General features: G+C 64.1%; 27 protein-coding genes, 1 tRNA gene and 4 pseudogenes. 23 read left to right on the plus strand and 9 right to left on the minus strand.

The window, feature by feature from the left end; all coding sequences use genetic code 11:
- Nucleotides 1-259: 259 nt before the first annotated feature.
- Nucleotides 260-355: pseudogene (locus tag PARJ55_RS23975) on the plus strand (ATP-binding protein); the annotation flags it as partial.
- Between the two features lie 60 nt (nt 356-415).
- Here PARJ55_RS23975 and PARJ55_RS22075 read toward each other — a convergent pair.
- The 7 genes and pseudogenes from PARJ55_RS22075 to PARJ55_RS0113295 all read right to left on the minus strand — a co-directional run.
- Nucleotides 416-691 (minus strand): annotated as a pseudogene (locus PARJ55_RS22075) (ATP-binding protein); the annotation flags it as partial.
- The gene (locus PARJ55_RS22080; protein ID WP_036714200.1) at nt 688-924 is read right to left on the minus strand and encodes a transposase; all 237 of its coding nucleotides are present in this window, start codon (nt 922-924) and stop codon (nt 688-690) included. The pseudogene PARJ55_RS22075 and the gene PARJ55_RS22080, both read right to left, overlap by 4 nt.
- 234 nt (nt 925-1158) lie before the next feature.
- Nucleotides 1159-2103, minus strand: coding sequence for a zinc metalloprotease HtpX (locus PARJ55_RS0113275; protein WP_028713485.1), 945 nt, complete (start codon nt 2101-2103; stop codon nt 1159-1161).
- The gene (locus PARJ55_RS0113280) at nt 2100-2579 is read right to left on the minus strand and encodes a phosphate-starvation-inducible PsiE family protein (RefSeq protein WP_028713486.1); all 480 of its coding nucleotides are present in this window, start codon (nt 2577-2579) and stop codon (nt 2100-2102) included. Before PARJ55_RS0113280 ends, PARJ55_RS0113275 begins: the two co-directional genes overlap by 4 nt.
- 115 nt (nt 2580-2694) lie before the next feature.
- Nucleotides 2695-3186, minus strand: a complete 492-nt coding sequence (locus PARJ55_RS0113285; protein ID WP_028713487.1) for an Hsp20/alpha crystallin family protein — start codon at nt 3184-3186, stop codon at nt 2695-2697.
- 20 nt (nt 3187-3206) lie between these two features.
- Nucleotides 3207-3605 (minus strand): Hsp20/alpha crystallin family protein, encoded by a 399-nt coding sequence (locus PARJ55_RS0113290; RefSeq protein ID WP_028713488.1) that lies wholly within the window; start codon nt 3603-3605, stop codon nt 3207-3209.
- 14 nt (nt 3606-3619) lie between these two features.
- Nucleotides 3620-4045, minus strand: coding sequence for an Hsp20/alpha crystallin family protein (locus PARJ55_RS0113295; RefSeq protein WP_028713489.1), 426 nt, complete (start codon nt 4043-4045; stop codon nt 3620-3622).
- Nucleotides 4046-4247: 202 nt separating this feature from the next.
- Between PARJ55_RS0113295 and PARJ55_RS0113300 the strand changes: the two genes are divergently transcribed.
- The 19 genes and pseudogenes from PARJ55_RS0113300 to PARJ55_RS0113385 form a co-directional block, all read left to right on the plus strand.
- Nucleotides 4248-4679: a MarR family winged helix-turn-helix transcriptional regulator gene (locus tag PARJ55_RS0113300; RefSeq protein ID WP_028713490.1), complete on the plus strand. Its 432-nt coding sequence runs from the start codon at nt 4248-4250 to the stop codon at nt 4677-4679.
- Nucleotides 4680-4693: 14 nt separating this feature from the next.
- Nucleotides 4694-6526, plus strand: a complete 1833-nt coding sequence (ftsH, locus tag PARJ55_RS0113305) for an ATP-dependent zinc metalloprotease FtsH (RefSeq protein ID WP_028713491.1) — start codon at nt 4694-4696, stop codon at nt 6524-6526.
- 63 nt (nt 6527-6589) lie between these two features.
- A complete protein-coding gene (locus PARJ55_RS0113310; protein ID WP_028713492.1) occupies nt 6590-9496 on the plus strand; it encodes an ATP-dependent Clp protease ATP-binding subunit in 2907 nt (968 codons plus the stop codon).
- A 77-nt stretch (nt 9497-9573) separates the two neighbouring features.
- Nucleotides 9574-10713, plus strand: a complete 1140-nt coding sequence (locus tag PARJ55_RS0113315) for an RNA polymerase sigma factor (protein WP_028713493.1) — start codon at nt 9574-9576, stop codon at nt 10711-10713.
- A complete protein-coding gene (locus PARJ55_RS0113320) occupies nt 10710-11288 on the plus strand; it encodes an NADH dehydrogenase ubiquinone Fe-S protein 4 (protein ID WP_028713494.1) in 579 nt (192 codons plus the stop codon). Before PARJ55_RS0113315 ends, PARJ55_RS0113320 begins: the two co-directional genes overlap by 4 nt.
- 33 nt (nt 11289-11321) lie before the next feature.
- Nucleotides 11322-12074, plus strand: a complete 753-nt coding sequence (locus tag PARJ55_RS0113325; protein ID WP_028713495.1) for a rhomboid family intramembrane serine protease — start codon at nt 11322-11324, stop codon at nt 12072-12074.
- A complete protein-coding gene (locus tag PARJ55_RS0113330) occupies nt 12065-12907 on the plus strand; it encodes an ATP-dependent Clp protease proteolytic subunit (RefSeq protein WP_028713496.1) in 843 nt (280 codons plus the stop codon). The genes PARJ55_RS0113325 and PARJ55_RS0113330 overlap by 10 nt, the downstream gene beginning before the upstream one ends.
- A gap of 52 nt (nt 12908-12959) precedes the next feature.
- The gene (gene trxC, locus PARJ55_RS0113335; RefSeq protein ID WP_028713497.1) at nt 12960-13382 is read left to right on the plus strand and encodes a thioredoxin TrxC; all 423 of its coding nucleotides are present in this window, start codon (nt 12960-12962) and stop codon (nt 13380-13382) included.
- Nucleotides 13383-13430: 48 nt separating this feature from the next.
- Nucleotides 13431-13895, plus strand: a complete 465-nt coding sequence (locus PARJ55_RS22085) for a cation:proton antiporter (protein WP_084637862.1) — start codon at nt 13431-13433, stop codon at nt 13893-13895.
- A pseudogene (locus PARJ55_RS23375) lies at nt 13865-14146 on the plus strand (ATP-binding protein); the annotation flags it as partial. The gene PARJ55_RS22085 and the pseudogene PARJ55_RS23375, both read left to right, overlap by 31 nt.
- A 301-nt stretch (nt 14147-14447) precedes the next feature.
- Entirely contained in the window at nt 14448-14939 is a 492-nt protein-coding gene (locus PARJ55_RS22090; protein ID WP_051416274.1) for a Na+/H+ antiporter subunit E, read from the plus strand.
- Complete coding sequence (locus PARJ55_RS22095; RefSeq protein ID WP_036698449.1) at nt 14936-15220, plus strand: monovalent cation/H+ antiporter complex subunit F; 285 nt, start codon at nt 14936-14938, stop codon at nt 15218-15220. Before PARJ55_RS22090 ends, PARJ55_RS22095 begins: the two co-directional genes overlap by 4 nt.
- Complete coding sequence (locus tag PARJ55_RS22100; RefSeq protein WP_036698450.1) at nt 15217-15528, plus strand: monovalent cation/H(+) antiporter subunit G; 312 nt, start codon at nt 15217-15219, stop codon at nt 15526-15528. The genes PARJ55_RS22095 and PARJ55_RS22100 overlap by 4 nt, the downstream gene beginning before the upstream one ends.
- Nucleotides 15525-16466, plus strand: a complete 942-nt coding sequence (locus tag PARJ55_RS0113360; protein WP_028713498.1) for a hydrogenase subunit MbhD domain-containing protein — start codon at nt 15525-15527, stop codon at nt 16464-16466. Before PARJ55_RS22100 ends, PARJ55_RS0113360 begins: the two co-directional genes overlap by 4 nt.
- Nucleotide 16467: 1 nt before the next feature.
- Nucleotides 16468-16788 (plus strand): cation:proton antiporter subunit C, encoded by a 321-nt coding sequence (locus tag PARJ55_RS0113365; RefSeq protein WP_198019360.1) that lies wholly within the window; start codon nt 16468-16470, stop codon nt 16786-16788.
- Nucleotides 16788-18266 carry a complex I subunit 5 family protein gene (locus PARJ55_RS22105; RefSeq protein ID WP_036714194.1) on the plus strand — a complete coding sequence of 493 codons (1479 nt, stop codon included), beginning with the start codon at nt 16788-16790 and terminating at the stop codon, nt 18264-18266. The genes PARJ55_RS0113365 and PARJ55_RS22105 overlap by 1 nt, the downstream gene beginning before the upstream one ends.
- The gene (locus PARJ55_RS0113375) at nt 18263-19735 is read left to right on the plus strand and encodes a monovalent cation/H+ antiporter subunit D family protein (protein ID WP_028713500.1); all 1473 of its coding nucleotides are present in this window, start codon (nt 18263-18265) and stop codon (nt 19733-19735) included. The genes PARJ55_RS22105 and PARJ55_RS0113375 overlap by 4 nt, the downstream gene beginning before the upstream one ends.
- Nucleotides 19732-21423 (plus strand): complex I subunit 5 family protein, encoded by a 1692-nt coding sequence (locus PARJ55_RS22110; protein WP_036714196.1) that lies wholly within the window; start codon nt 19732-19734, stop codon nt 21421-21423. The genes PARJ55_RS0113375 and PARJ55_RS22110 overlap by 4 nt, the downstream gene beginning before the upstream one ends.
- A gap of 342 nt (nt 21424-21765) precedes the next feature.
- Nucleotides 21766-22052, plus strand: a pseudogene (locus PARJ55_RS0113385) (transposase); the annotation flags it as partial.
- 127 nt (nt 22053-22179) lie between these two features.
- Here the strand turns inward: PARJ55_RS0113385 and PARJ55_RS23980 are convergent.
- Nucleotides 22180-22344 carry a hypothetical protein gene (locus PARJ55_RS23980; protein ID WP_156929483.1) on the minus strand — a complete coding sequence of 55 codons (165 nt, stop codon included), beginning with the start codon at nt 22342-22344 and terminating at the stop codon, nt 22180-22182.
- 102 nt (nt 22345-22446) lie between these two features.
- Between PARJ55_RS23980 and PARJ55_RS23985 the strand changes: the two genes are divergently transcribed.
- From PARJ55_RS23985 to PARJ55_RS0113395, 3 genes are all read left to right on the plus strand, one after another.
- Nucleotides 22447-22527: transfer RNA gene (locus PARJ55_RS23985), tRNA-Ser, on the plus strand.
- A 165-nt stretch (nt 22528-22692) separates the two neighbouring features.
- Nucleotides 22693-22968: a type II toxin-antitoxin system RelE/ParE family toxin gene (locus tag PARJ55_RS0113390; protein ID WP_028713502.1), complete on the plus strand. Its 276-nt coding sequence runs from the start codon at nt 22693-22695 to the stop codon at nt 22966-22968.
- Nucleotides 22969-22977: 9 nt separating this feature from the next.
- On the plus strand, nt 22978-23277 hold the full coding sequence (locus PARJ55_RS0113395; RefSeq protein WP_028713503.1) for a HigA family addiction module antitoxin: 300 nt from the start codon (nt 22978-22980) through the stop codon (nt 23275-23277).
- A gap of 20 nt (nt 23278-23297) precedes the next feature.
- Here the strand turns inward: PARJ55_RS0113395 and PARJ55_RS0113400 are convergent, their stop codons facing one another.
- Nucleotides 23298-23477, minus strand: a complete 180-nt coding sequence (locus tag PARJ55_RS0113400; protein WP_156929484.1) for a hypothetical protein — start codon at nt 23475-23477, stop codon at nt 23298-23300.
- Nucleotides 23478-23514 lie beyond the last annotated feature (37 nt).

Genomic DNA, 23514 nt, shown 5'->3' on the forward strand with positions numbered 1-23514 from the left:
CTGACCTCGGCCGTCCGTCGGTAGCCCGGTGGCACCGAGAAGGTCATCATCTTCGCAACCGTGTCACGCGAGATGTTGAACACCCGCGCCGCTTCCCGCTGGCTCATGCCTTCCGCGCAAGCCTGGCGAACTCTCAGATATAGGTCCACGCTGTAAATCCTCACGCCCTCCCTGCCGCCGCAGAAAGGGAATAGGTGGACGACTTTTACGCCGCCCGCAGCAGCACCAAGCCACCGCTACCGTGGACGAATTTCTCACCGCCGTTCTCACAACGGCGCTCCTCGACCGACTGACCCATCACTGTGACATCGTCGAGACCGGCAACGAGAGCTGGCGCTTCAAGACGCGGGAATGACCGAGACGCCGCTGGCCCGATCCGGTTGCGCTGTATGGAGGCTACACCGCATCGGGCCAGCTACCCGTGCTGACCAAGCGGGGTCATTATTGGGCGCCGAAAGGGGGTCAAAGTTGCGTGCCGATTGACAATCTCGAGGATGCTGACGTGATGGGTCAGCCTGTCGAGCAGTGCGCCGGTGAGGCGCTCGGAGCCGAAGGTCTCGGTCCATTCATCGAAGGGCAGATTGCTGGTAATCAAGGTCGCGCCGCGCTCGTAACGTTGCGAGATCAGCTCGAACAACAATTCGGCGCCGGTCTTGGACAGCGGCACAAAGCCCAGTTCGTCGATGATCACCGCGCCTCCTCTGCTGGGCGCGCAACCGAGGTGGGGTCCGGCGCATAACGGGGATCGCGCAGCCACTTGAAGATCAGGTTCGCGTTCACCGCGTAGCGCCGCGTCACCTGAGCCACGGAAACGCCCGGCGCCGCCGTCTGGAAACAGATCGAACGCTTCTCCTCATCCGTCCAAAGTCGCTTCGTCCGACGCGCCACGCCATCACCATAGTGTCCACTATCAATGGTGGACACTATCCGCCTCTTTCACCACGCGGCAGGGCGGTCAGGCCGGACGCTTACCAGCCACGCACCATATCAAGCGTTTCGCGCGTGGCGGGCACAATGGCGGGCGCGCTCCAAAATGCATATTTATCAATTAAATCAACGGAATATGGCGGAGGGGATGGGTCTGAAAGACAACCTTTTCCACTGATTTACTTTACAAAGCAATGACTTACGTGCGTTTCCGTCAGCCGTCCGGCTGCCTTACCAATAAAATCCGAAGGACCTGAACCGCGGTTGAGCCTGTGGCGACGTCAGTGCGGGCATCGCGTGCCCGGCCATCGGCGGGACGGAAAGCGTTCGGCTGGGGGCCAGCGCGCGGAGCCTCGCGATCCGGCTTTCTACCGGCGGATGCGTCCGCAGCAGCGAGGGTTCGGGGATGCGTCTGCCGGGCAGGAAGATGTCCTCCCAGAACCGGCCGACGCGGCGCTCGAGCTTGCCGAGCGCGCCGATCAACCCCTCGGGGTCGCCGGTCAGGTCCGCCGCCACCCGGTCTGCATCGTATTCGCGGGTGCGCGACAGCCCGAGCTGGATCAGCGCCATCAGCGTGGGCGCGAAGATCAGGAGCACCACGACCGACCAGGGCACATGGACCATGCCCGCCATCACGAGCGGCAGGTTCACCAGCACAAGCAACTGTCCCATCCAGCTTGCCAGCGACACCAGCCGCGACATCACGTCTGCGAGTCCCATAATCCAGAGGTCGCGATGGGCGATGTGGCCGATCTCGTGCGCGAGGACGCCGGCAAGTTCGCGACCGTCCAGGATCTCGAGCAGCCCGTCGGTGACGCAGATCGTGCTGTCCTCGGGGCTGCCCATGGCAAAGGCGTTCGGCAGCCGGCTCGGGACGCGATACAGCGCCGGGGTGCGCGGCAGGCCGGCGCGGCGCGCGAGCTCGGCAAGTGCTGCGACGAGACCGGGGGCCTCGCGCCCCGTCAGACGCTGGGCGCGATAGGCCGACAGCAGCATCCGCCGCGACAGGTCGGGGGCCAGAAACAGGCCGGCGACCATGCCGAGCGCGACGAGCAGCCCCGTTCCGGGCCCCAGGATCACCGTGACCGAAACCCAGGCGAGCGCCGCCATGAGCCCGAGCAGCAGCGCCGATTGCACGAAATTGAGCAGGCGGTGGCTGGCGGAGGCCGCGGTCATCGCGTCTCGTGGCCTCCGAGTTCGCGCCGGTCCTGATCGCGCACCAGCCAGTGGACAGCGCCGAGCGCAAGCGCCGCGCCCGCGAGTGCGGCAATCTTGGATGATTCCGTCTCGCCGAGGTCCAGGATGATGAATTTGCGCGCGATGGCCAGCAGCGCGATCAGCACGATCGTGCGGACCTGGAGGATCCCGAAGCTGCGTTCGGTCGCAACAAGAAGGGAGCGCTTGAACTCGAGCGCGATCACCACGGTGAAGATCATGCCGAACACCACCTGGAAGGTGGCGTAGTCGAGAGTGTCGAATGCCCCCAGAAGCAAGCGGTTCACGACTTCGCGCATCAGCGCCCAGACCGACGCCACGACGATCGCCGCAATGATGACGCTGAGGACGAAGATGACAACTTGCTCGAACTTCTCGTAGAGCGTCATCGCCGACCATTGTTCACGGGTCAGCCCGGTTCGTTGCAAGTCTTTCATGATTGCCTCTCGAAAGCCGCCCTGGAGAGACAAGCTCCCCGGGGCTTTGCCAGACGGTGCGATATCGCACGGAGCGGAGGGGACGCCGCAAACCGGCGACACCCAATGTGGCAAATCAGCCGTTCTTGACCTCGATGCGCTTGACCTTCGCCTGCGCCTCGGGAGTCTGGGGCAGCTTGATCGTCAGAACCCCGTTCTTGAAGGATGCCTGCGCCTTTTCGCCATCCACACCGGGAGGGAGCGGAATTGTCCGGTAGATCGCGCCGTAGCTGCGCTCGGACAGGTAATACCCCTTTTTCTCCTCCTGGCGCTCGATCTTCTTCTCCCCCTTCACAGTCAACATGTCATCGTTGACCGTCACCTCGATGTCCTTCATCTCCATGCCCGGCAGCTCGATCGATACTTCGATCGCCTTGTCGGTCTCGACCACGTCGGATTTCGCTTCGCCGCTGCCAAAGGGCCATTCGAAATGACCGACACGGTTCCAGAAGTTCTCGAACACATGGTTCATTTCGTGCTGGAGTGTCGCGATCGGGTTGTCTTCGCTGCTCTTGGCATCTGGCGCGCCGTCCTTGCGCGCCCAGGGAATGAGGTCTTTGATCTGCATGATATGGTCTCCTTCGGTTTTCAGGCGCCCTTGACGGCGATCTTTTTCGGCTGCGCTTCAGGGGCTCGGGGGAGCGTCAGGGTGAGGACACCTCCACGCATCTCGGCTTCGATCCTGTTGGGGTCGAAGTCCTCGGAAAGCGTGAAGGCACGCTCGAAATCGCCCTCGCCATATTCGGCATAGGCAAGTTCGAGGTTTTCCGGCCGCACCGGGTCAACTTTGCCGCGGATCGTCAACACACGATTTTCGAGCGTGATCTCGACCGCATCGGCGGCGACCCCAGGCATTTCAAGCATCATGGAGACACCCTGATCGGTCTCGACGATATCGGTCAACGGGCGGTAGATGCGTCCGCCGCCGGTGGTCTCGGGCGAGTCGGTCGGCGTCTTTTCGGCGGCTTGCGTGATGTCGGTGCTCATCGTTCCAGCTCCTCTCAGGCTGCCTTGATCTCGATTCTCTTCGGCTTTTCTTCCTCGGGCCGGGAGATGACGATCCGCAATACGCCGTTCGTCATCCTCGCCTCGACCTTGTCATCCGAGGCCGCGAACGGCAGGCGGATAGTGCGGGAAAACCTGCCGAAACCGCGTTCGTTGCGGTGCCAGCGCGCACCGTCGGGAACCTCGGGCGCCTTGCGTTCGCCCGAAAGCGTCAGGACGTTGTCCTTAACCGAAATCTCAATGTCGCCCGGTTCGATGCCGGGAAGTTCAGCGGCGATGGCAACGGCCTCAGGGCCTTGCCAGACATTCACCGCCGGGAACGCCGCGCGGGACGGGGGCAAGAAGCCGCGGTCGAGATCGCGCATCATGGAGCGCATCAGCGCGAAGGGATCGCTGCGGCGCAGATATGTCGGATAGAGCATTGCTGGCCTCCTGTAGCTGATCGATGCCCCCGAACCGGCGGCATGGTCCGACCGGGCAACGGTGCCGGCTGGATGTCGGTTCGGAGACCGCCCATCAAGATAGGCAGATCCATTTATTATGCAAGCATGTATGATGCTTGCATTGCACTTTGGATGGAGTGCGGTCTATCCTGTGTCTCATGCCACCGGAGGAAGGATACCTATGATCTCTTCGGACATCGCGCTGATCGGGACGACGATCCACCGGGTCGCGCAGCTCATCCAGCAGCGGATCGACCAAGACATCCGCGACAGCGGCCTGACCCGCCTGTCCTGGATGGCGGCGGCGCATGTCGAGGATGCGCCCGGGCTGACCATCGGCGATCTGGCCGACCGACTTGAGGTCGGCCCGGCCACTGCGGGCCAGCTCGTCAATCGCATGGTCCGGGACGGCTGGGTCGAGCGGTCGCCCTCGCTCGACGACAGGCGGTCGCAGATCGTCACCGCAACGTCGAAGGCCCGGGCGATGCTGGAGGAACTCGCGCCGCGGCAACCGGCGCTCGAACATGAAATCCTGCAGGATCTGTCGGCAGACGAAAGGCGCATCCTGCTGGCGCTGCTCGAGCGGATCAGGGCGCGGCTCGGGCGCCAGTGAAAGGGACAAGCGGCATGGAAAGGAAGACCGAATATAACATCTGGTACTGGGTGGTGGCTTTCATAGCCGTGATTTTCATCCAGAACCTGATCGCCGGCTGGCAATCCGTCGCACCGATCAGCTACAGCCAGTTCGAGAGCTATCTCGAGGATGGCAGGGTCGCGTCCGTTGCGGTCGGCGCGGACACCATCACCGGCACCTTCACCGACCCCGTCGACGGCAAGAGCCAGTTCGTCACCACGGTCGTGGATCCCGCGATCCTGCAGCGGATCGACCGCTCCGGCGTCGAGATCACGGGCGTTCCTCAGAACACCTTTCTCGGCACGCTGATTTCCTGGGTGGCGCCAGCGCTTGTCTTTTTCGGAATCTGGATGCTGCTGTTCCGTAAGTTCGCCGACAAACAGGGTTTCGGCGGGTTCATGCAGGTCGGCCGCAGCAAGGCCAAGGTTTACATGGAAAAAGAAACCGGCGTCAGCTTCGCCGACGTGGCCGGTGTGGACGAGGCCAAGGCCGAGCTCGAGGAGGTCGTAGAGTTCCTCAGGAACCCCGCCGAATACGGAAAGCTGGGCGCACATATCCCCAAAGGCATATTGCTTGTCGGGCCGCCGGGCACCGGCAAGACGCTTCTAGCGCGCGCAGTGGCAGGCGAGGCCGGCGTGACCTTCTTTTCGATCTCGGGCTCCGAGTTCGTCGAGATGTTCGTGGGCGTCGGTGCCGCACGGGTGCGCGACCTGTTCGAGCAGGCCCGGAAATCCGCCCCGGCGATCATCTTCATCGACGAGCTGGACGCTCTCGGGCGGGCGCGCTCCTCCGGCCAGATCGCTGGCGGCCACGATGAGCGTGAGCAGACGCTGAACCAGCTTCTGACCGAGCTCGACGGCTTCGACCCTTCGGTGGGCATCGTGCTCCTGGCCGCCACCAACCGACCAGAGATCCTCGACCCCGCGCTGCTGCGTGCGGGACGCTTCGACCGGCAGGTGCTGGTGGATCGGCCGGATAAGAAAGGACGTGTGCAGATTCTCGGCGTTCACATGAAAAAGGTGAAGCTCGCCCCGGACGTCGATGCCGAGAAGGTCGCAGCGCTTACTCCCGGCTTTTCCGGGGCGGACCTCGCCAATCTCGTCAACGAGGCTGCGCTGCTTGCCACGCGCCGCAAGGCCGATGCGGTGACGATGGACGACTTCAACAATGCCGTCGAGCGCATCATCGCAGGGTTGGAAAAGAAGAACCGCGTTCTGAACCCGCGCGAACGCGAGATCGTGGCGCACCATGAGATGGGGCACGCGCTGGTGGCGATGGCTCTGCCGGGGGTGGACCCGGTGCACAAGGTCTCGATCATACCGCGCGGAATTGGCGCGCTCGGCTACACGATCCAGCGCCCGACCGAGGACCGCTTCCTGATGACGCGGGAGGAACTCGAGAACAAGATCGCCGTGCTGCTGGGCGGGCGCGCGGCCGAGAAGATTGTCTACGACCACCTCTCGACCGGGGCGGCGGACGATCTGGTCAAGGCCACCGATATCGCCCGCGCCATGGTCGCGCGGTACGGGATGGACGAAGACCTCGGGCATGTCAGCTACGACACCGATCGGCCCGGCTTTCTCGGCACCGGCGACCAGTCGTCGTGGCTGAACCGCCGCTACAGCGAGGCCACTGCCGAGCGGATGGACGCGAAGGTGCGCGACATCGTGGATGGCGTGTTCAAGCGCACCGTCTCGCTTCTCGAAGCCAACCGGGCGCTGCTCGAGCAATCGGCGCAGGATCTCCTGCAACGGGAGACACTGGACGAGCCCGATCTGGTGGCAATTGGGTCCAAGGTGAAAAGAACGGAAGCAGTCGCTGCGTGACACCGTCACTGACGCAGATGATCGGCGGACAACCCTGACTGGATAAAGAAACGGAGAAGACGAATGGCAAACGGAGCTTGCGATATTTGCGGTCGCCCGGCGACGGCGCGCGTGCGCGCCTCGGTGAACGGCAAAGTTCAGAACATGGAGCTGTGCGATCAGCACTACCGCGAAATGGTGCGCCGGTCGGGCCGCAGCGCATCGCCGCTGGAGTCCCTGTTCGGACGACATTCCCTTTTTGACGAATTCTTCGGCGATAGCGGGTTCGGCAGCCTGTTCAGCGACAGCCCGCTGCGGGGTGGTGCACTGGGCGCCACGGGCGCGGGTGAGGACGACGTCGTGGATGCCACCTTCGGGGAGGGCGCGCCGCGGCGTGGATCGCGGCGCGGCGGCGGACGCACCATCGCCGACCGGCTGAGCGAACAGGGCAACAAGCTGCTGCAGGATGCAGCACAGAAGGCCGGGGAATTCGGGCGCAGCGAGGTCGATACCGAACATCTGCTTCTGGCATTGACCTCGTCTGACGTCGTCAAGACGATCCTGGAACAGTTCAAGGTCGATGTGGACGATCTGCGGCGCCAGATCGAGAAGGAAGCGAAGCGTGGAGACGCCAAGACGGAAGGCGAAATCGGCGTAAGTCCTCGCCTGAAGGACGCGCTGAACCGGGCCTTCATCGCCTCGAACGAACTCGGCCATTCCTATGTCGGCCCCGAGCACCTGCTGATCGGCCTTGCCGAAGAGGGCGAAGGCCTCGCGGCGGCGATGCTGCGCAAGCTGGGGTTGACGCCGCAGGCGCTGCGTCAGCAGGTGACGAAGGTGGTCGGCAAGGGTGCCGAGGAAGGCCGCGTCGAGACTCCGTCGAACACCCCCGATCTCGACCAGTTCAGCCGCGATCTCACCAAGGCCGCGCGCGAGGGCAAGCTCGATCCCGTCATCGGCCGCGCCCGCGAGATCGAGACGACGATCGAAGTGCTGGCCCGCCGGAAAAAGAACAACCCGGTGCTGATCGGCGAGCCCGGCGTGGGCAAGACCGCCATCGTCGAGGGACTTGCACAACGGATCGTCGCGGGCGAAGTGCCCGAGGCGCTGCGCGACAAGCGGCTGGTCGAGCTCAACATCAACTCGATGGTGGCCGGGTCGAAGTATCGCGGCGAGTTCGAGGAGCGCGTGCAAAAGATCCTCAAGGAGATCACCGAGGAGAAGGACAGCCTTATTCTCTTCATCGACGAGATCCACACCATCGTCGGCGCCGGCCAGGGCGGTGGCGAAGGAGGTCTCGACATCGCCAACACCTTCAAGCCGGCGCTGGCGCGGGGCGAGCTGAACCTGATCGGCGCGACGACGCTCAACGAGTACCAGAAATACATCGAGAAGGACGCGGCGCTCGAGCGACGGTTCCAGCCGGTTTATGTGGACGAGCCCACGGTCGCACAGACGATCATGATTCTGCGCGGGCTGCGCGACACGCTCGAAAGCCACCACAAGGTGACGATCACCGACGAGGCGATCATCGCCGCCGCGGAGCTTTCGGATCGCTATATCACCGGTCGCTTCATGCCCGACAAGGCGATCGACCTGATCGACCAGGCCGCGGCGCGGGTGAAGATCTCGGCCACTGCTCGGCCCGTGGACGTGCAGGAGCTCGAAGCCGAGGTCGCGCAGATCAAGCGCGAACAGGACTATGCCGCAGCCCGCAAGCAATTCGACCGTGCAGCGGAACTGAAGAAGGAACTCGAGCAGAAGCAGAAGGAGCTGGACGAGCTTCTGGAAATCTGGAAGCGCGACCAGGCTTCGGCGACCGCCGAGGTGCGCGCCGATCACGTCGCGCAGATCGTCTCCAAGATCACCGGCGTTCCGGTCACGGAGCTGACCACCGAGGAGAAGGACAAGCTCCTCAAGCTCGAGGAGAAGCTGCACGAGCGCGTCATCGGCCAGGAAGAGGCCATCCGCGCCGTGGCGGATGCGGTGCGCCTGGCGCGCGCAGGACTGCGCGAGGGACGCGGCCCGACCGCGACATTCCTCTTCCTCGGGCCGACCGGGGTTGGCAAGACGGAACTGGCCAAGACGCTCGCCGAAGTAATCTTTGGCGATCAGGACGCAATCATCCGCATCGACATGTCCGAGTATGGCGAGCGCCACTCGGTCGCCCGGCTGGTGGGCGCGCCTCCCGGCTACGTCGGATACGACGAAGGCGGGCAACTGACCGAGAAGGTGCGCCGTCGGCCCTACTCGGTCGTGCTGCTCGACGAGATCGAGAAGGCGCACCCGGATGTCTACAACATTCTGTTGCAGGTGTTCGACGACGGTCGGCTGACCGACGGCAAGGGGCGCGTGGTGGACTTCACCAACACCATCATCATCGCCACGTCGAACCTCGGTTCGGACATCATCCAGCGCAACCTCAAGAAGCGCGGCACCAAGGAGTTCGACGAGGCAAAGCAGAAGTCCGAGCTGATGGAGGTGTTGCGCGGTCATTTCCGGCCAGAGTTCATCAACCGGATCGACGAGATCATCGTCTTTCATTCGCTGAATCAGTCGGAGATCCGCCAGATCGTCGAGTTGCAGCTCAACCGGGTGAAGCGGACCGCCCTTACCCAGGGCGTCGAACTCGAACTCGATGTGAGCGTCGTGGATCACTTCGGCGCGGTCGGCTTCCGCCCCGAATTCGGTGCCCGCGAGCTACGCCGGCTGATCCGGTCGGAGCTGGAGACCGAGTTGGCTCGCGAACTGCTCTCGGGGCGGATCGAGGATGGCGACAAGGTCCGCGTCGCCTGGTCAGCGGACGAACAGAAGGTCGTGTTCGAAAAGATCCCAAGGGACACCGGTGACGACAGCCCGGACGATCCGGCCCAAGCCGGGATCGGCGAGTCCAGCGCAGTTGCCGAAAACAAGGCGGACGCTCCGACGCCCGATGTCCCGGTCGACGCCAAGGATAAGGAGCAGTCCAAGGGCGATAAGTCTACCGGGTGACGTCGTGAAGGACTGGCCGGCGCGATGACGGTCGCGCCGGCTCATTTCGTCGGAGGGTTACAGGAAGGATCCACGGCATGAAAGTCATCAGAGCATTTCGCAATCTTGACCGGCACGGGCAACAGCGCGCGCCTGAGGTCATCGAGGAAGAGGTGCGGCAACTTGAACCGCATCTTGTACGCTTCCGCGAGGATCTCGTCCGGCTCGAAGTCGTCGCCTCCCAGACGAGCGGCAAGACGCGCATCCAGGTCAGGCTGCGCCTGCAACTGCCCTCGGGCGTGATCGCGGCGCAGGAAGAGGGGTTCGAGATCGAGCCGGTCCTGCGCAAGGCCTTTGCCGACCTGCGCCACCAGGTCGATCGGCATGTGGCGCGCCTCAAGCACGAGCCGGAGTACAAGCGTCCCGCCCGCCGGCGCCGGATCGGCGCCCCGCTGCCGCCCGCGCGGGATGCGGCGGAGGCGGAGCGGCGCCAACTCTTCTTCGACCTGATCGAGGATCATCTCGATACGGTCTACGACACCGTCAGGCGCGAGTTGACCTATCTCGAATGCAGCGGATCTGTGCCGGAGGGTTACCTCAGCGTTCGCGATCTTGTCGATGCGACGATCCTCAAGGGACTGGAAAGGTTCGAGCAGCGGCCCACCGAGTTTTCCATAGGCGACTGGCTGCTGAAACTGGCTTTCGAGACCATCGAGGCCGAGGCGCGCGCCGCGCGCCGCGCGGTGCCGGAGGACGCCGCCTCGATCGACGCGAAACCCGAGACTCCGGCCGAGGAACCCACCGAGTCGGACGAGGAGATGTTCGAGTTCTACCAGCCCGACAACGTGCTGCTGCTCGAGGAGCTCATCGCCGACGACGGCGGGGACGACCCCGAAACGGCGGTCGCGAAACGGCAGGACCGGCTGGCCCTTCACCGGGCGATCGCCGGTCTGCCGGCGCTATGGCGCAGGGTTCTGTTTCTTGTCGACCTGAACGACACCCCGCTTGAAACGGCCTCCTCGGTTCTCGGCATTCCCGAAGACGACGTGACCCGGATCGCCCAAGCGGCGCGCGATTATCTTCGCGATAAACTGCGCGACTCAGGTCAGTCTTCCGATACCGTTCATGCGCTGTTTGACAGTGCTCATCAGAGAGGGTCGCGAATTCCCCAGCCCCTGCGGGATCGCGCCCGGCTGGAACACGCTTTTCTGGGAGACAACCGAGGGGTAGCACCATGATGCGCGGTCACAATCGTCCACCCTTTCCGCCGAAGATACCCGGGACCGATATGAGGTCGTGGGACGTTCCGACGGCGATCATCTACCGGCCGGCTCGTTCCGCGATGACATCGGCGCCGCGGCCCAACGACTGGATACTGGAATTCGAACCGTCGCGCCCGCCCCAAATCGAGCCGCTGATGGGATATACCTCCAGCGACGATCCCTATCGTCCGCTCCGGCTGAAATTCCCTGACCGCGAAAGCGCGGTCGAATTCGCGGAGCGGCAGGACTGGCGCTATTTCGTGCGTGAGGACACAGCTCACCGGCATGCGCCTGACCGCTGGCGGGGAGAGGAGCGGCATCGCCTCTACAAGGGAGCCGACGCCCCGGACGCCTTTCGCATACCGTCCCGCCTGGATCGGGGTCGCACGGATCACCGCCTCCGGCGCGCGGTCGAGGAGAAAGGCACGGTGGACCTGTCGTCGCAAGAACAGGCCGAATTCGATCCGGTGCTCGAAGCCTCGCTCGAATCCTTCCCGGCCTCCGATCCGCCGGCCTGGACGGGCGTGACGATAGCCGGGAAAGAACAATGAACGGAATGGCCAGCGCGAGCGAGGATCTGCGGCTTGTTTCCCTATCTTGACAGCGTCGCGCGCCGCTACTCCCCCGTCATCGTATGGGCGGTCATCGGCATGAACGTCGTCGCGTTTCTCTATCAGACCAGCCTGCCGCCGCGCGTGCTGGACTGGTTCCTGTTCGAGTTCGCGCTGGTGCCCTCGCGCTTCTTCGGACAGCTGAGCCTCGTCGCCCCGTCCGACTGGACCCCATTCCTGACCAATATCTTCCTGCACGGGGGCTGGCTGCACCTCATCTTGAACATGTGGACGCTCTGGATCTTCGGCCCCGCCGTCGAAGATCGGCTCGGACCGGGTAGATTCACGTTGTTCTATCTGTTCTGTGGTGTTGCGGCCGGACTGGCTCACGCGCTGGCGAACCCGGACTCGGTCGTTCCCGCGCTTGGCGCGTCGGGGGCGATCGCGGGCGTGATCGGTTGCTACGCACGCATGTTTCCGGCGGCTCGGCTGGTGGTGATCGTGCCGATTCTGTTCATTCCGCTGTTCTTCGAAGTGCGCGCGTTCATTTTCGCAATGATCTGGTTCTTCATGCAGGTCATTCCCGGCTTTCTGTCGCTCGGCGGCGATCAGGCCACGGGCGGGATCGCCTGGTGGGCGCATATCGGCGGGTTTCTCGCCGGTTGGATTGTCACGCCACTCCTGCGAAGGCGGGCAGCCACCTATCGCCATTATTATCGCGACGAGGGCATCTATGGCTTTCTGCCGGATGGCCGACGGGAAGGGGGACAAGGTCCATGGACATAATGCAGCTTTTCTGGCTGTTCTTCATCATTTCGGCGCTGCAGCCGGTTCTCCAGCGCCGCTATCTTGAGGCGATGCGCACACGCAAGATCGCCCAGATCGAGAAGAAACGCGCCAGTCGCGTCATCCTGCTGATCCATCGACAGGAGACGATGAACCTGCTGGGATTCCCTCTAATGCGTTACATCGACGTCAACGACTCGGAGGAAGTCCTGCGCGCTATCCAGATGACCGACGACGAAGTGCCGCTCGACATCGTGCTGCACACACCGGGTGGCCTTGTGCTGGCGGCAACACAGATTGCCCGCGCCATTCAGGGACACAAGGGCAAGGTCACAGTGTTCGTGCCACATTACGCGATGTCCGGTGGCACGCTGATCGCACTCGCTGCCGACGAGATCGTGATGTGCGAACACTCCGTGCTGGGACCCGTCGATCCGCAACTTGGCCAGTTGCCTGCTGCCTCGCTCATCAAGGTCGTCGAGGAGAAACCCATCGCCGAGATCGACGACCAGACCCTGATCATGGCCGATGTCGGCCGCAAGGCCATCGCGCAGATCGAGGCATTCGCGAAACGGCTTCTCTCGGACAAGATGGATGAGGCCCGGGCGGCGGATGTGGCGGCGAAACTGGCGACCGGCACCTGGACCCATGATTATCCGATCTCCGCCGATGAGGCACGCGAGCTGGGCCTGCCCGTCGGAACGGACATGCCCAAGGAAATACTGGAGCTGATGACGCTCTATCCGCAGCCGGTTCGACGCCAGGGCGGTGGCGTGGAATACCTGCCCGAGCCGCGGCAGCGACAGGCGCGCCGCGCCATGTCCACGCGCTGAATGCTTGCATCAGCCGGCCGTCAAGACCGGCCCGTCAACGAAAGGATACAGGATGCCCACGGTCGCTTGCCCGCAGTGCAACTCCACCAACAGAGTGCCGCAAGAGCGCCTGACCGATACTCCCAATTGCGGACGCTGCGGCGCGCCTCTCTTTCAAGGCAGGCCCGTCACGCTTACAGCGGCTAATTTTGACCGTCATGCGAATGCCGAACTGCCATTGCTGGTCGATTTCTGGGCCGAGTGGTGCGGGCCATGCAAGATGATGGCGCCCCAATTCGAGGCGGCGGCGCAGTCGCTCGAACCAAATTTCCGCCTTGCTAAGCTCGATACGGAAGCCGAACAGCAGATCGCCGGCCGCCACGGGATCCGCGGCATTCCCACCATGATCCTGTTCAGGAGCGGGAAGGAAATTGCGAGGACGAGCGGTGCGATGCCTACCGCGCAGATAGCGCTGTGGGCGCGCTCGCACGTCTAGAGTTTACAGGTATTGGCCTTCCCTGCGCCATGCCATCAGGAGAAGAACATGCATGGCGTGACCGGATTTGTCGAGAGTGCGGCCTTGTTGGTCTTTGCCGCGTTCGTGCTCGTGACGATATGTTCGCGGATCGGCGTGCCCAGCATTGTCGGTTACATTCTTGCCGGTACAGCCATTGGACCTGCCGGCCTCGGCCTGCTTGCCGAAAACGCTGCCCTGACCAGCATTGGCGAGATCGGAGTTGTGCTCCTGCTGTTCGCGCTTGGCCTGGAATTCTCGTTCGAGAAGCTCGTAAGGCTCAGGAAGCATGTCTTCGGTCTTGGAGCCGTGCAGGTTGCAGTCACGACGATAACGGTGTCTTTGATAACAATTCTGATCTTCGATCTCGCGCCCGTCCCCGCAATCCTCATCGGCGGGGCCGTTGCCATGTCATCCACGGCCATGTGCCTCAAGGTGCTCGCAAGCGCGAACGCTCTGGGATCCAGAAGCAGATGGCTGCCTACAAGCTGCTGATCATCGACGAGCTGGGCTTCGTGCCGCTCTCAAAGACCGGTGCGGAGTTGCTGTTCGAGCTGATCTCGCAACGCTATGAGCGCGGTGCCACCCTGATCACCAGAAATCTACCCTTCGACGAATGGACGGAAACGCTGGGATCCGAGCGACTGACCGGTGCTCTGCTCAACCGCATCACCCACCACGTCAACATTCTCGAGATGAACGGCGACAGCTACCGTCTCGCTCAAAGCCGCGCCCGAAAGGCCGGCAGAAACCCTCCTCGAAAATCGCCGCCCGCGCCTGCGACGCCCGCTCGGGCCACGTCCTCCCGGCGGTCGCAGGCGCGGGCAAGCTGTGGCCGACTTTTGCTCCGCCCAGTGGCCGGCCTTTACTCCGCCGTTGACAAATACCTATCAATCGGAAAATTCTCCGTCCCATCTCGGGATGCTCCATCAATTTCCTCATCTTGCCGAGACCCCCGGTCTTGAGCGGGAACATAGAGATCGAATTGGCCGCGTGGGCGCTGCGGGTTCGGGCTCCCGTCCATGCGAGTAGATACATGGGTGTGCGATGAAGCTGATGGTGGCAAAGCGGCTCGTTCTTTTCGCTCTGATCTGGCTCGTGCTGACCCGCGCCGACGTTTCGGGCTTCGCCTTCGGTATCGCGGTTGCGGCAGGCTCGACATGGGTTAGCCTCATCCTGCTACCGCCCGGCTCGCATCGCGTGAGTATCGCGGGGATGATCCGGCTCGCTCCCGGATTTTTGCGCAGCTCGCTTCTTGGCGGGATCGACGTCGCCCGCCGCGCGCTTCACCCGCGTATGCCACTCGACGCAGGCTGGATCGCCTATCGCACGAAGCTGCCTAGGGGCCTGCCTAGGGTCTCGTTCGGCAGCGAGACGAGTCTTCTACCAGGCTCGCTGGTGGCTGGCGGACGCGGCGACGTGCTCTACGTCCACTGCCTCGACAGGGGCCAGGACGTGGAAAGGAGCCTGCGCGACGAAGAGGAAAGGATCGCCTCCACGCTTACCGAGGGGGACAGACGAGAGGAGCGGGGGCCATGACCAGTTTTCTCTACCTTGCCGGCCTCATTCTTCTGCTGACCGTGGCGGCGAGCCTTATACGCATCCATATCGGTCCGACGCGCGCCGAGCGCATGATGAGCGCGCAATTGATCGGCACGAGCGGCGTCGGCACGGTGCTGCTTTTAGCCGGCGCCGAAGGAAACGGCGCGATGATCGACGTGGCGCTGGTGCTGGCACTGCTGGCTGCCTTCGCGGCAGTCGCCTTCGTCAAGGCATCGAGCCCGGACGGGGCCGGTGATCCGGAGGAGGACGACAGATGAACCTCGCAGAGGCCTTCACGATTCTGTTCGTCGTCGCCGGCATCTTCTTCTTCGTGGCCGGCACTGTCGGCCTGCTGCGTTTTCCCGACACGCACACGCGGCTTCACGCGCTGACCAAGGCCGACAATCTCGGCCTCGGGCTGATCGCCTTCGGTCTCGCCTTCCGGATGCCCGATGTCTGGGGCGTCGCCAAGCTCGGCCTCGTCTGGCTGCTCGCCGTCTTAGCGGCCGCGACCGTCGCGCAACTGGTTGCCCGCGCCGCGCTCGACCGCCTGCCAGACCTTGACGAGAAGGGAGGCGCCCAGTGACTGCTGCCTTTGTCTTAGACGCCATGCTGGGCCTCCTGTTAGTAGGAACTGCCGTCTCGGCGGTGGCCGGGCGCGATCTCTTCGCCTCGATTGCCTTCTTCGTCACTTACGGCATTCTGATCGGGCTCGCCTGGCTGCGGCTCGGGGCCGTCGACGTGGCGCTGGCGGAGGTCGCGATCGGAGCCGGCCTTACCGGCGTGCTGCTGATCGGAGCGTGGTCGATGCTCCAGCGGCGCTGCGGCGACGGCGGCAATGATCCCGCCATGCCGGTGTTGCCGAAGCTCGCCGCCGCCGCTGTGTCCGTAACGGTGACGGGAATGCTCGCGCTGGCCGTGCTCGCGCTCCCGGTAGGGGCGCCGGGCCTCGTTCCTCTCGTCACTGAGAACATCTCTGAATCCGGCGTCGGAAATCCCGTTACGGCGGTGCTCCTCAACTTCCGCGCGTATGACACACTGATGGAAAGCATCGTGCTGCTGATCGCGCTGGTCGCGGTCTGGGCGCTCACGCCGAAGGAGCTTTGGGGCGGCGTGCCAGGCCTGCGCCAGCATGCGCGCCCGGACGGCGTGCTCGCGACCTTCGGCCGCTTGCTGCCGCCACTCGGCCTCGTGGTCGCCGTCTATGTAGTCTGGGCGGGCAGCGAAATGCCCGGCGGCGCGTTCCAGGCCGGCACCATCCTCGCCGCCGTCTGGCTGCTGGTCGTCATGGCCGGCATTGCCGAAGAGCCGCGCATGTCGAGTCGGCTCCTGCGCCTCGCCCTCGTCGTCGGGCCGGCCGTGTTCCTCGGCGTCGGCCTCGTCGGCGCGGCTTTCGGCAGCTTCCTGGGCCTGCCCGTCGATTTCGCCAAGGCGCTGATCCTGGCAATCGAGTTCGCGCTGACCTTTTCCATTGCCGTCACGCTCGCCCTTCTCGTCGCCGGCACGCCGAGGGAGGGAACGTGAGATGATGCTGTCGACCGCTACCCTCTACGCCCTTTGCGGCGCCGCGATGATTGGCATCGGCGTCTACGGCTTCATCGTGCGTGCCCATCTCCTGCGGCGGGTGCTGGCCTTCAACGTCATCGGCAGCGGCGTCTTCCTCTTTCTCGGCGCGCTCGGCTACCGCGCTCCGCAAGCCGGGGCTGATCCCGTGCCCCACGCTCTCATCATCACGGGGATCGTTGTGGCTCTGTCGCTGACCGCGCTCGCGGTAGCGCTGGTGCTGAAGCACGCGGAGGAGGCCGGCCGCGCTGTGCTGCCGGAAGAGGACCGGGAGGAGACGTGATGGGTGCTCTCCTTACGCTGCCGCTTCTGGAACTCACCGTCGGCCTGCCGCTGGCCGCGACCCTGCTTGCCATTGTGTCGGGCAGGTTCTCGTCCGGTCTCGTCCTCGGGATTGGTCCAGCAATGCTTGCGCTCGCGGTGCTGCTTTGCCTTGCGGTTGGCAGTCACGGACCGCTGGAGGTGGCTGTCGGCGGCTGGGCCGTGCCGCTCGGCATCGCGCTCGGCGCGGACGGGCTTTCGGCCGTCTTCGTGATGACTGGCGCGATCATCATGCCCGCCGCAGCGCTCTTTGCGCGCCGCGCCTTCGGCTCCGATCCAGCCGAGACGACGCAGAGCTTCACCTTCTGGCCGCTGTTTTTCGCCATGTGGGCAGCGCTCAACGCGATCTTCGTCGGGCGCGACCTGTTCAACTTCTATGTCGCTTTGGAGCTTTTGACCCTCACCGCAGTGGCTATGGTCGCCTATGGCGGCACCGCGGCCGCACTGCGCTACTTGATCTTCGCCCTGATGGGCTCGCTCGCCTATATGACTGGCGTCGCTCTGCTCTACGCCTCGGCCGCCACGCTTGACATCGGCCTGCTTTACGAAGCCATCGAGCCCGACCGCGCCGTCGTCCTCGCCGGCGGGCTGATGACGGCCGGGCTTCTGGCGAAGACTGCGCTGTTCCCGCTTCATGCCTGGCTGCCGCCCGCGCACGGCAATGCGCCAGCGCCGGCGAGCGCGCTGCTCTCGGCGCTGGTGGTGAAGGCGTCGTTCTTCATCATCGTGCGCATCTGGTTCCACGTGATGCCGGACGCGCAAAGCCCGTGGCTCGTGCAGACGCTGGGCCTCCTAGGCGCATGTGCGGTCATCTATGGCTCGCTGCTCGCCATCCGCCAGGGCCGGCTCAAGCTCGTGATCGCCTATTCGACCGTGGCTCAGATCGGCTATCTGTTCTTCATCTTTCCGCTCGCGGACGGCTCGGCCTTCGCGCTGCCCTGGGCGGCCGGCGCGTGGACCGGCGGCATCTTCCATGCGCTCTCGCACGCTTTCGCCAAGGCCGCCCTGTTCCTCGCGGCCGGCCTGATCATCGAGGCGCTCGGGCATGACCGGATCGCCGACATGAAGGGCATCGCCCGCGCCCTGCCGATGACGATGGCCGCCTTCGGTCTCGCGGCGCTCTCGATCATGGGCCTGCCGCCGTCCGGCGGCTTTATGGCCAAGTATCTGATGCTGACCTCCGCGCTCGCCGGCGGCCAGATCTTCTACGCGCTGGTGATGATCGCCGGCGGACTCCTGGCGGCGGTCTACCTGTTCCGGCCGCTCAATGCGGCCTTTGCGGGCAGTCATGTGCCCGAAATCGCGCCTGTCTCCAAGGCGCGGCAGACGATCCCGCTGGCGCTGGCGCTGATCGCGACGATCATCGGCCTGGCATCGAGTATTCCCTATCAGTTCCTTCAGATCGGCCTGCCCGAAGTGTTGGAAGGAGGGACGGAATGACACAGGCACTTCCCATCGCCCTGATGGCCTGCGCCTTCGCGCCGTCCTTCATCTGCTTCTTCCTCGCGGAGGAGCGCACGCGGCTGCGCAACTCAATCAACATCGCCAGCGCGCTCCTGAAGCTGGTGCTGATCGCCTTCCTGCTCGAGGGCGTGGCGCGCGGCATGGTCTACGAGACGCGGCTGCAATTCGTTCCCGGCCTCTATCTGCTGTTGCGGGTCGACGCGCTGGCGCTGCTGTTCGTGACGCTGTCCGCCTTCCTGTGGCTCGTCACCACCGTCTATGCGATCGCCTATTTCGGTGGGAAGCCGAACCTGTCGCGCTTCTTTGCCTTCTTCAACCTGTGCGTGACGGCGACCACCGGGATCGCGCTGTCCGGCTCGCTCATCACCTTCTTCCTGTTCTACGAGCTGCTCACCCTCTCGACGTGGCCTCTCGTCGTCCACAAGGGGGACGAGAAATCCATGGCCGCCGGGCGTTCCTATCTCGCCTACACCATGGCCGGAAGTGCTGCGCTGCTGTTCGGCATCGTGTGGCTGGAAGGCATGACCGGCCCGGTCGAGTTCGCGCGTCCCGGTGCGCTCGCGAACATCGACGACTGGACCTTGCGCGCGATCTTCTTGCTGTGCGTCGGCGGGCTGGGAGTGAAGGCGGCGCTAGTGCCGTTCCACGGATGGCTCCCGCAGGCCATGGCCGCGCCGGCGCCGGTGAGCGCGCTGCTCCACGCCGTGGCTGTCGTGAAGGCCGGCGCGTTCGGCATCGTACGCTTCATCTACGACGTCTACGGCATCGAACGCGTGGCCGAGCTTTCGCTGGGGCTGACGCTGGCGGCGCTCGCCTCGCTGACCATTGTTTACGGCTCGGTCCGCGCACTCCAGCAGACGGACATCAAGCGCCGGCTCGCCTTCTCTACCGTCAGCCAGGTCGCTTACATCATCCTCGGCGCGAGCCTGGCCAGTCCTTTCGCCACTATCGGCGGGCTCGTCCACCTCGTCCATCAGGGCCTGATGAAGATCACGCTGTTCTTTACGGCAGGTGCGCTCGCTGAGCGGCTCGGCATCACCTCCATTGACCAGCTCGACGGTGCAGGACGGCGCATGCCGGTGACGATGCTCGCCTTTACCGTCGGCGCGCTCGGCATGATCGGCGTGCCGCCGGTCGCCGGCTTCGTGTCCAAATGGTATCTCGGCATCGGCGGCCTACAAGCGGGCCAGCCCTGGGTGATCCTCGTGCTGGCCACCTCCAGCCTGCTCAACGCCGCCTATTTCCTGCCGCTGGTCTATCGCGCGTGGTTCCGTCCTCCTGCCGGCAACCCGCCAAGCGAAGACATCATCGAAGCACCGGCAGCGCTCATCCTGCCCGGTGCAGTGACGGCGCTCGCGTCGCTTGGCGCGGGTTTGCTCGCCGCCTTCGCGCTTAGCCCGCTTGGCTGGTCGACGCTGATCGTGGAAAGGGTCTATCTGCCATGATTCTTTCGTATGGTGCGCTCTGGCTAATTCCTGTCCTCTCCTTGCCGCTGACGCTGGCGGTGGCCGCCCACCTGCCGGCTATGCGGCCGCATAGCCTGTCGCTACTGCCGCTGGCGCCGCTGCCGGCCCTCGCTACGGCGCTGTTCGCGCCCGAGGGGAGCGCATTCGAAGCCCCCGACCTGCTGCTCGGCGCGCAGCTTGCGCTCGAAGGCAATGCCCGGCTGTTCCTCGGCTTCGCGGCATTCCTGTGGACCGCCGCCGGCATCTTCGCGCGCACTTACATGCGCGGCGACGAGCGGGCCGGCGGCTTCGCAGCACTGTGGTGCCTTACGCTTGCTGGCAATCTCGGCGTGTTCCTCGCAGCCGACGTCGCAACCTTCTATGTGAGCTTCGCCTGCGTTTCGCTCGCCGCCTATCCGCTAGTCGTCCATACGCGCTCAGCAAAGGCGATGCGTGCGGGCCTCGTCTACATTGTGCTGGCGCTGGCCGGCGAGACCGCTCTGCTACTCGGCTTCATGCTGGCCGCGTCCAGCGCGGAAACGCTGCTGATCGCGGACATGCGCGAATCGATGGTCGACTCGCCGTGGCAGGGGGCGGTCCTTACGCTTCTTGTCGCCGGCTTCGGCATCAAGGCGGGCCTTGTGCCGCTACATGTTTGGCTGCCTCTCGCTCATCCTGCGGCCCCGACACCTGCGTCGGCCGTTCTGTCGGGCGCGATCGTCAAGGCCGGGATATTCGGGCTTATCCAGTTCCTGCCGTTCGGGGTCGACCTACGCTTCTGGCACGAGGCGCTGTTGTGGGCCGGACTCGCCACCGCCTTCTACGGCGTAGCGATCGGGCTGACGCAACAGAACCCAAAGACCGTGCTCGCCTATTCGACCGTCAGCCAGATGGGTCTCGTGGTTGCCGTGCTGGCGACGGCACTCCAACAGGGCTCGCCAGAAATCGCGCTCGCCTCGGCGAGCTTCTACGCCCTTCATCACGGTCTCGCCAAGGGCGCGCTGTTCATGGGCGTCGGCGTCGTGGGCGCGAGCGGGAAGCGGTCGCTCGTGCCGGTGCTGGCGACGCTCACCCTACCCGCGCTGTCGCTCGCCGGTCTGCCGCTCACCGGCGGGGCGCTGGCCAAGCTCGGCGCAAAGCCACCTCTCGGCGGCGGCGCGGCGGAACTCCTGTTCACGCTCTCTGCCGTCGGCACCGCAATGCTGATGCTTCGCTTCATGCTCAAGGTCGCCGCGACCGGCAGCCACGAGCCTGACGCGCGACCGGCAGCCGGCCTGCTCGTTCCATGGCTGGCGACCGTGGCGGCGGGCCTGATCGTGCCATGGTTGCTGTTCACAGGCGTCACCGGCCTGCCGGTCGCCTATCCGCTCGCGCCGGACAGCCTTCTGTCCGCCTTCTGGCCGGCGGCGGCGGCCGGTGTCGTTGGCGCCTTGGTGGCGGTCGCACGGCTGGGTGCTCCAGGTATTCCCGAAGGCGACCTGCTCATTCCGACCACTGACACCGGTGCACGCCTTCTGTCGATGATTCCGGCACGGCCGCATTGGATCGCCGCGCTCAGGCTTCCCGAAAAGCGTCTCATGCTCGACCGCGTGGCGGGTGAATGGGCGTCGCGGGCGGAGCGCCTGTTGTCGCGATGGTCGATAAGCGGAGCACTTCTCCTGATGCTGGTGATCCTGGCCACGCTATGAAGCAGTGGCGAGGCGAAACGCGAGACGCGGACATCGGCAGACATACAGTCGCGAACGCCGCGCAGGTCTTGAATCGGCGAGAAGCCATACTAAATCGAAATCGCCGGCCGCCCCGCATGGGGGCAGGCACAAGTCCGGGAGGCGTGCCGCCAAGACATCCCCGGTACTGCTTGTATCCATGTTTGTTGGATGTCACTGAGAACTGACCCAGCCACGATAGAAAATGTCACTGAGAATTGACCCATGTGGAACCCTCCCCCTGACGGGATTTGTCGGGGGTGACCTGCCCCGGGATTTTTCCTCCAGATGCGATTAGAGTCCGGCCCAACTTGAGGACGGACAATGAAGCGAACGAGATTCACGGACGAACAGATCATCGGCATCCTGGCAGAGCANGAGGCAGGCGCGAAGTGCGCTGACCTGTGCCGNAAGCACGGCATGTCGGAAGGCACCTTCTACAACTGGAAGGCCAAGTTCGGCGGCATGACGGTGTCGGAGGCGAAGCGGCTGAAGGGGCTCGAGGATGAGAACGCCAAGCTGAAGAAGCTGCTGGCCGAGCAGATGCTGGATCTGGCGGCGATGAAGGACCTGGTTGCAAAAAAGTGGTAGGGCCCGCCGTGAAGCGTAACCGTCCGGCCTGACCGCTACCCGTTCCATCGCCAGGGCAGCAGGTCGTCGACCTTGGTGGACGACTTTTACGCCGCCCGCAGCAGCTCCATGCCGCCGCTTCCGTGGCCTAATTTCTCACCGCCGTTCTCAGGTGGCGAGGCTCAACTCGGTATGTCGCGCCATCGTGTGTTTGGAACACCAGATCCCTGAACCGTCATCGCTTGCCTTGTTGGCCAAATACATGGCGATCTGCTTCCGCGCTGCGCTGCCGAACTTGCGGCAGTCGCAGAGGCTTTCAACGTGGTAGCTCATCGCCACGCCCCGTCGAAAAACGACGAATACGAATCACCCACTCCGGTTTGCACGGGAATCGTAAACGATTGATCCGAAAGAGACACTTTCTGCGGCAGTTGCGGAAAAAATGGCTTAGAAACAAAGGATTCAGTCAGACTACGAATCTGGGGGTCGGGCGTTCGAATCGCTCCGGGTCCGCCATTGAATTCAAGGGGTTAGTCGGAAACGGCTAACCCCTCATTCGTTCGGAGAGCCGCTTCGGGTAACGCCGGGGTAACGGATTGCCCGGTTACGTCCTGCTCGGTGCCGTTAACCACAGTGTGTGACCGATCTTGACGACTGTAAGCTAATTGCTTACATTGCCTTATGATCAAGTCGTTCGCCAACAAGCAGCTTAAAGCCCTCTGGGAAACCGGGAAGTCCAGAATCGACGCGCGCATGCATCAGCGCATCTTGCGCCGCCTTGACCGCCTAGACGCGGCAACCGCGCCAGAGGACATGAACCTGCCCGGCTTCGACTTTCACGCTCTCCGGGGGCACAACCCAACGCGCTACACCGTTCATGTGAATGGCCCGTGGTGCATTACATTCGAGTTCGAAAGCGGCGACGCCCATGTGGTCGATTTCGAACAGTATCACTAGGAGGCAAGAATGGCTCGCAACCCCGACCGTTGCCCGACCCATCCCGGCGAATTGCTGCGCGAGGACGTGATTCCCGCAGTCGGCAAGCCGAAAACCGAAATCGCGCGGTTGCTCGGCATCTCGCGTCAGCACCTTTACGACATTATGGCAGAGAAGAAGCCGGTCAGCCCAGAGGTTGCCGTTCGGCTTGCCAAGATGTTCGGCGGCGAACCGCTCGCTTGGGTCCGCATGCAGGGGGCACATGACGCATGGCATGCAGCCCGTGAGGTCGATGTTTCTTCCGTCCCTACGCTTCACGCCGCAGAGTGAGCCGAACAGCCCTGTAACCCCTACGCCGCCCGCCTCGGGCCGATCTGGCCGCGCAGGTAGCGGTCCCGTATGGCTCGCCCGTCCAGCCCGGCCAGCGCCGCGACCATGAGCATGTCCGGGCCGCGCGCGAACCAAGCGGCAGCCTGCCTGCGCGCGGTTTCCGTGGCGGCGCTGCGGCTTGGTGCTGTCAAATCGGACAACATGGCCTCCATGACAGCGCACCAGAGAGCACGGCAG

Source organism: Paracoccus sp. J55 (assembly GCF_000513975.1).
GTDB lineage: Bacteria > Pseudomonadota > Alphaproteobacteria > Rhodobacterales > Rhodobacteraceae > Paracoccus.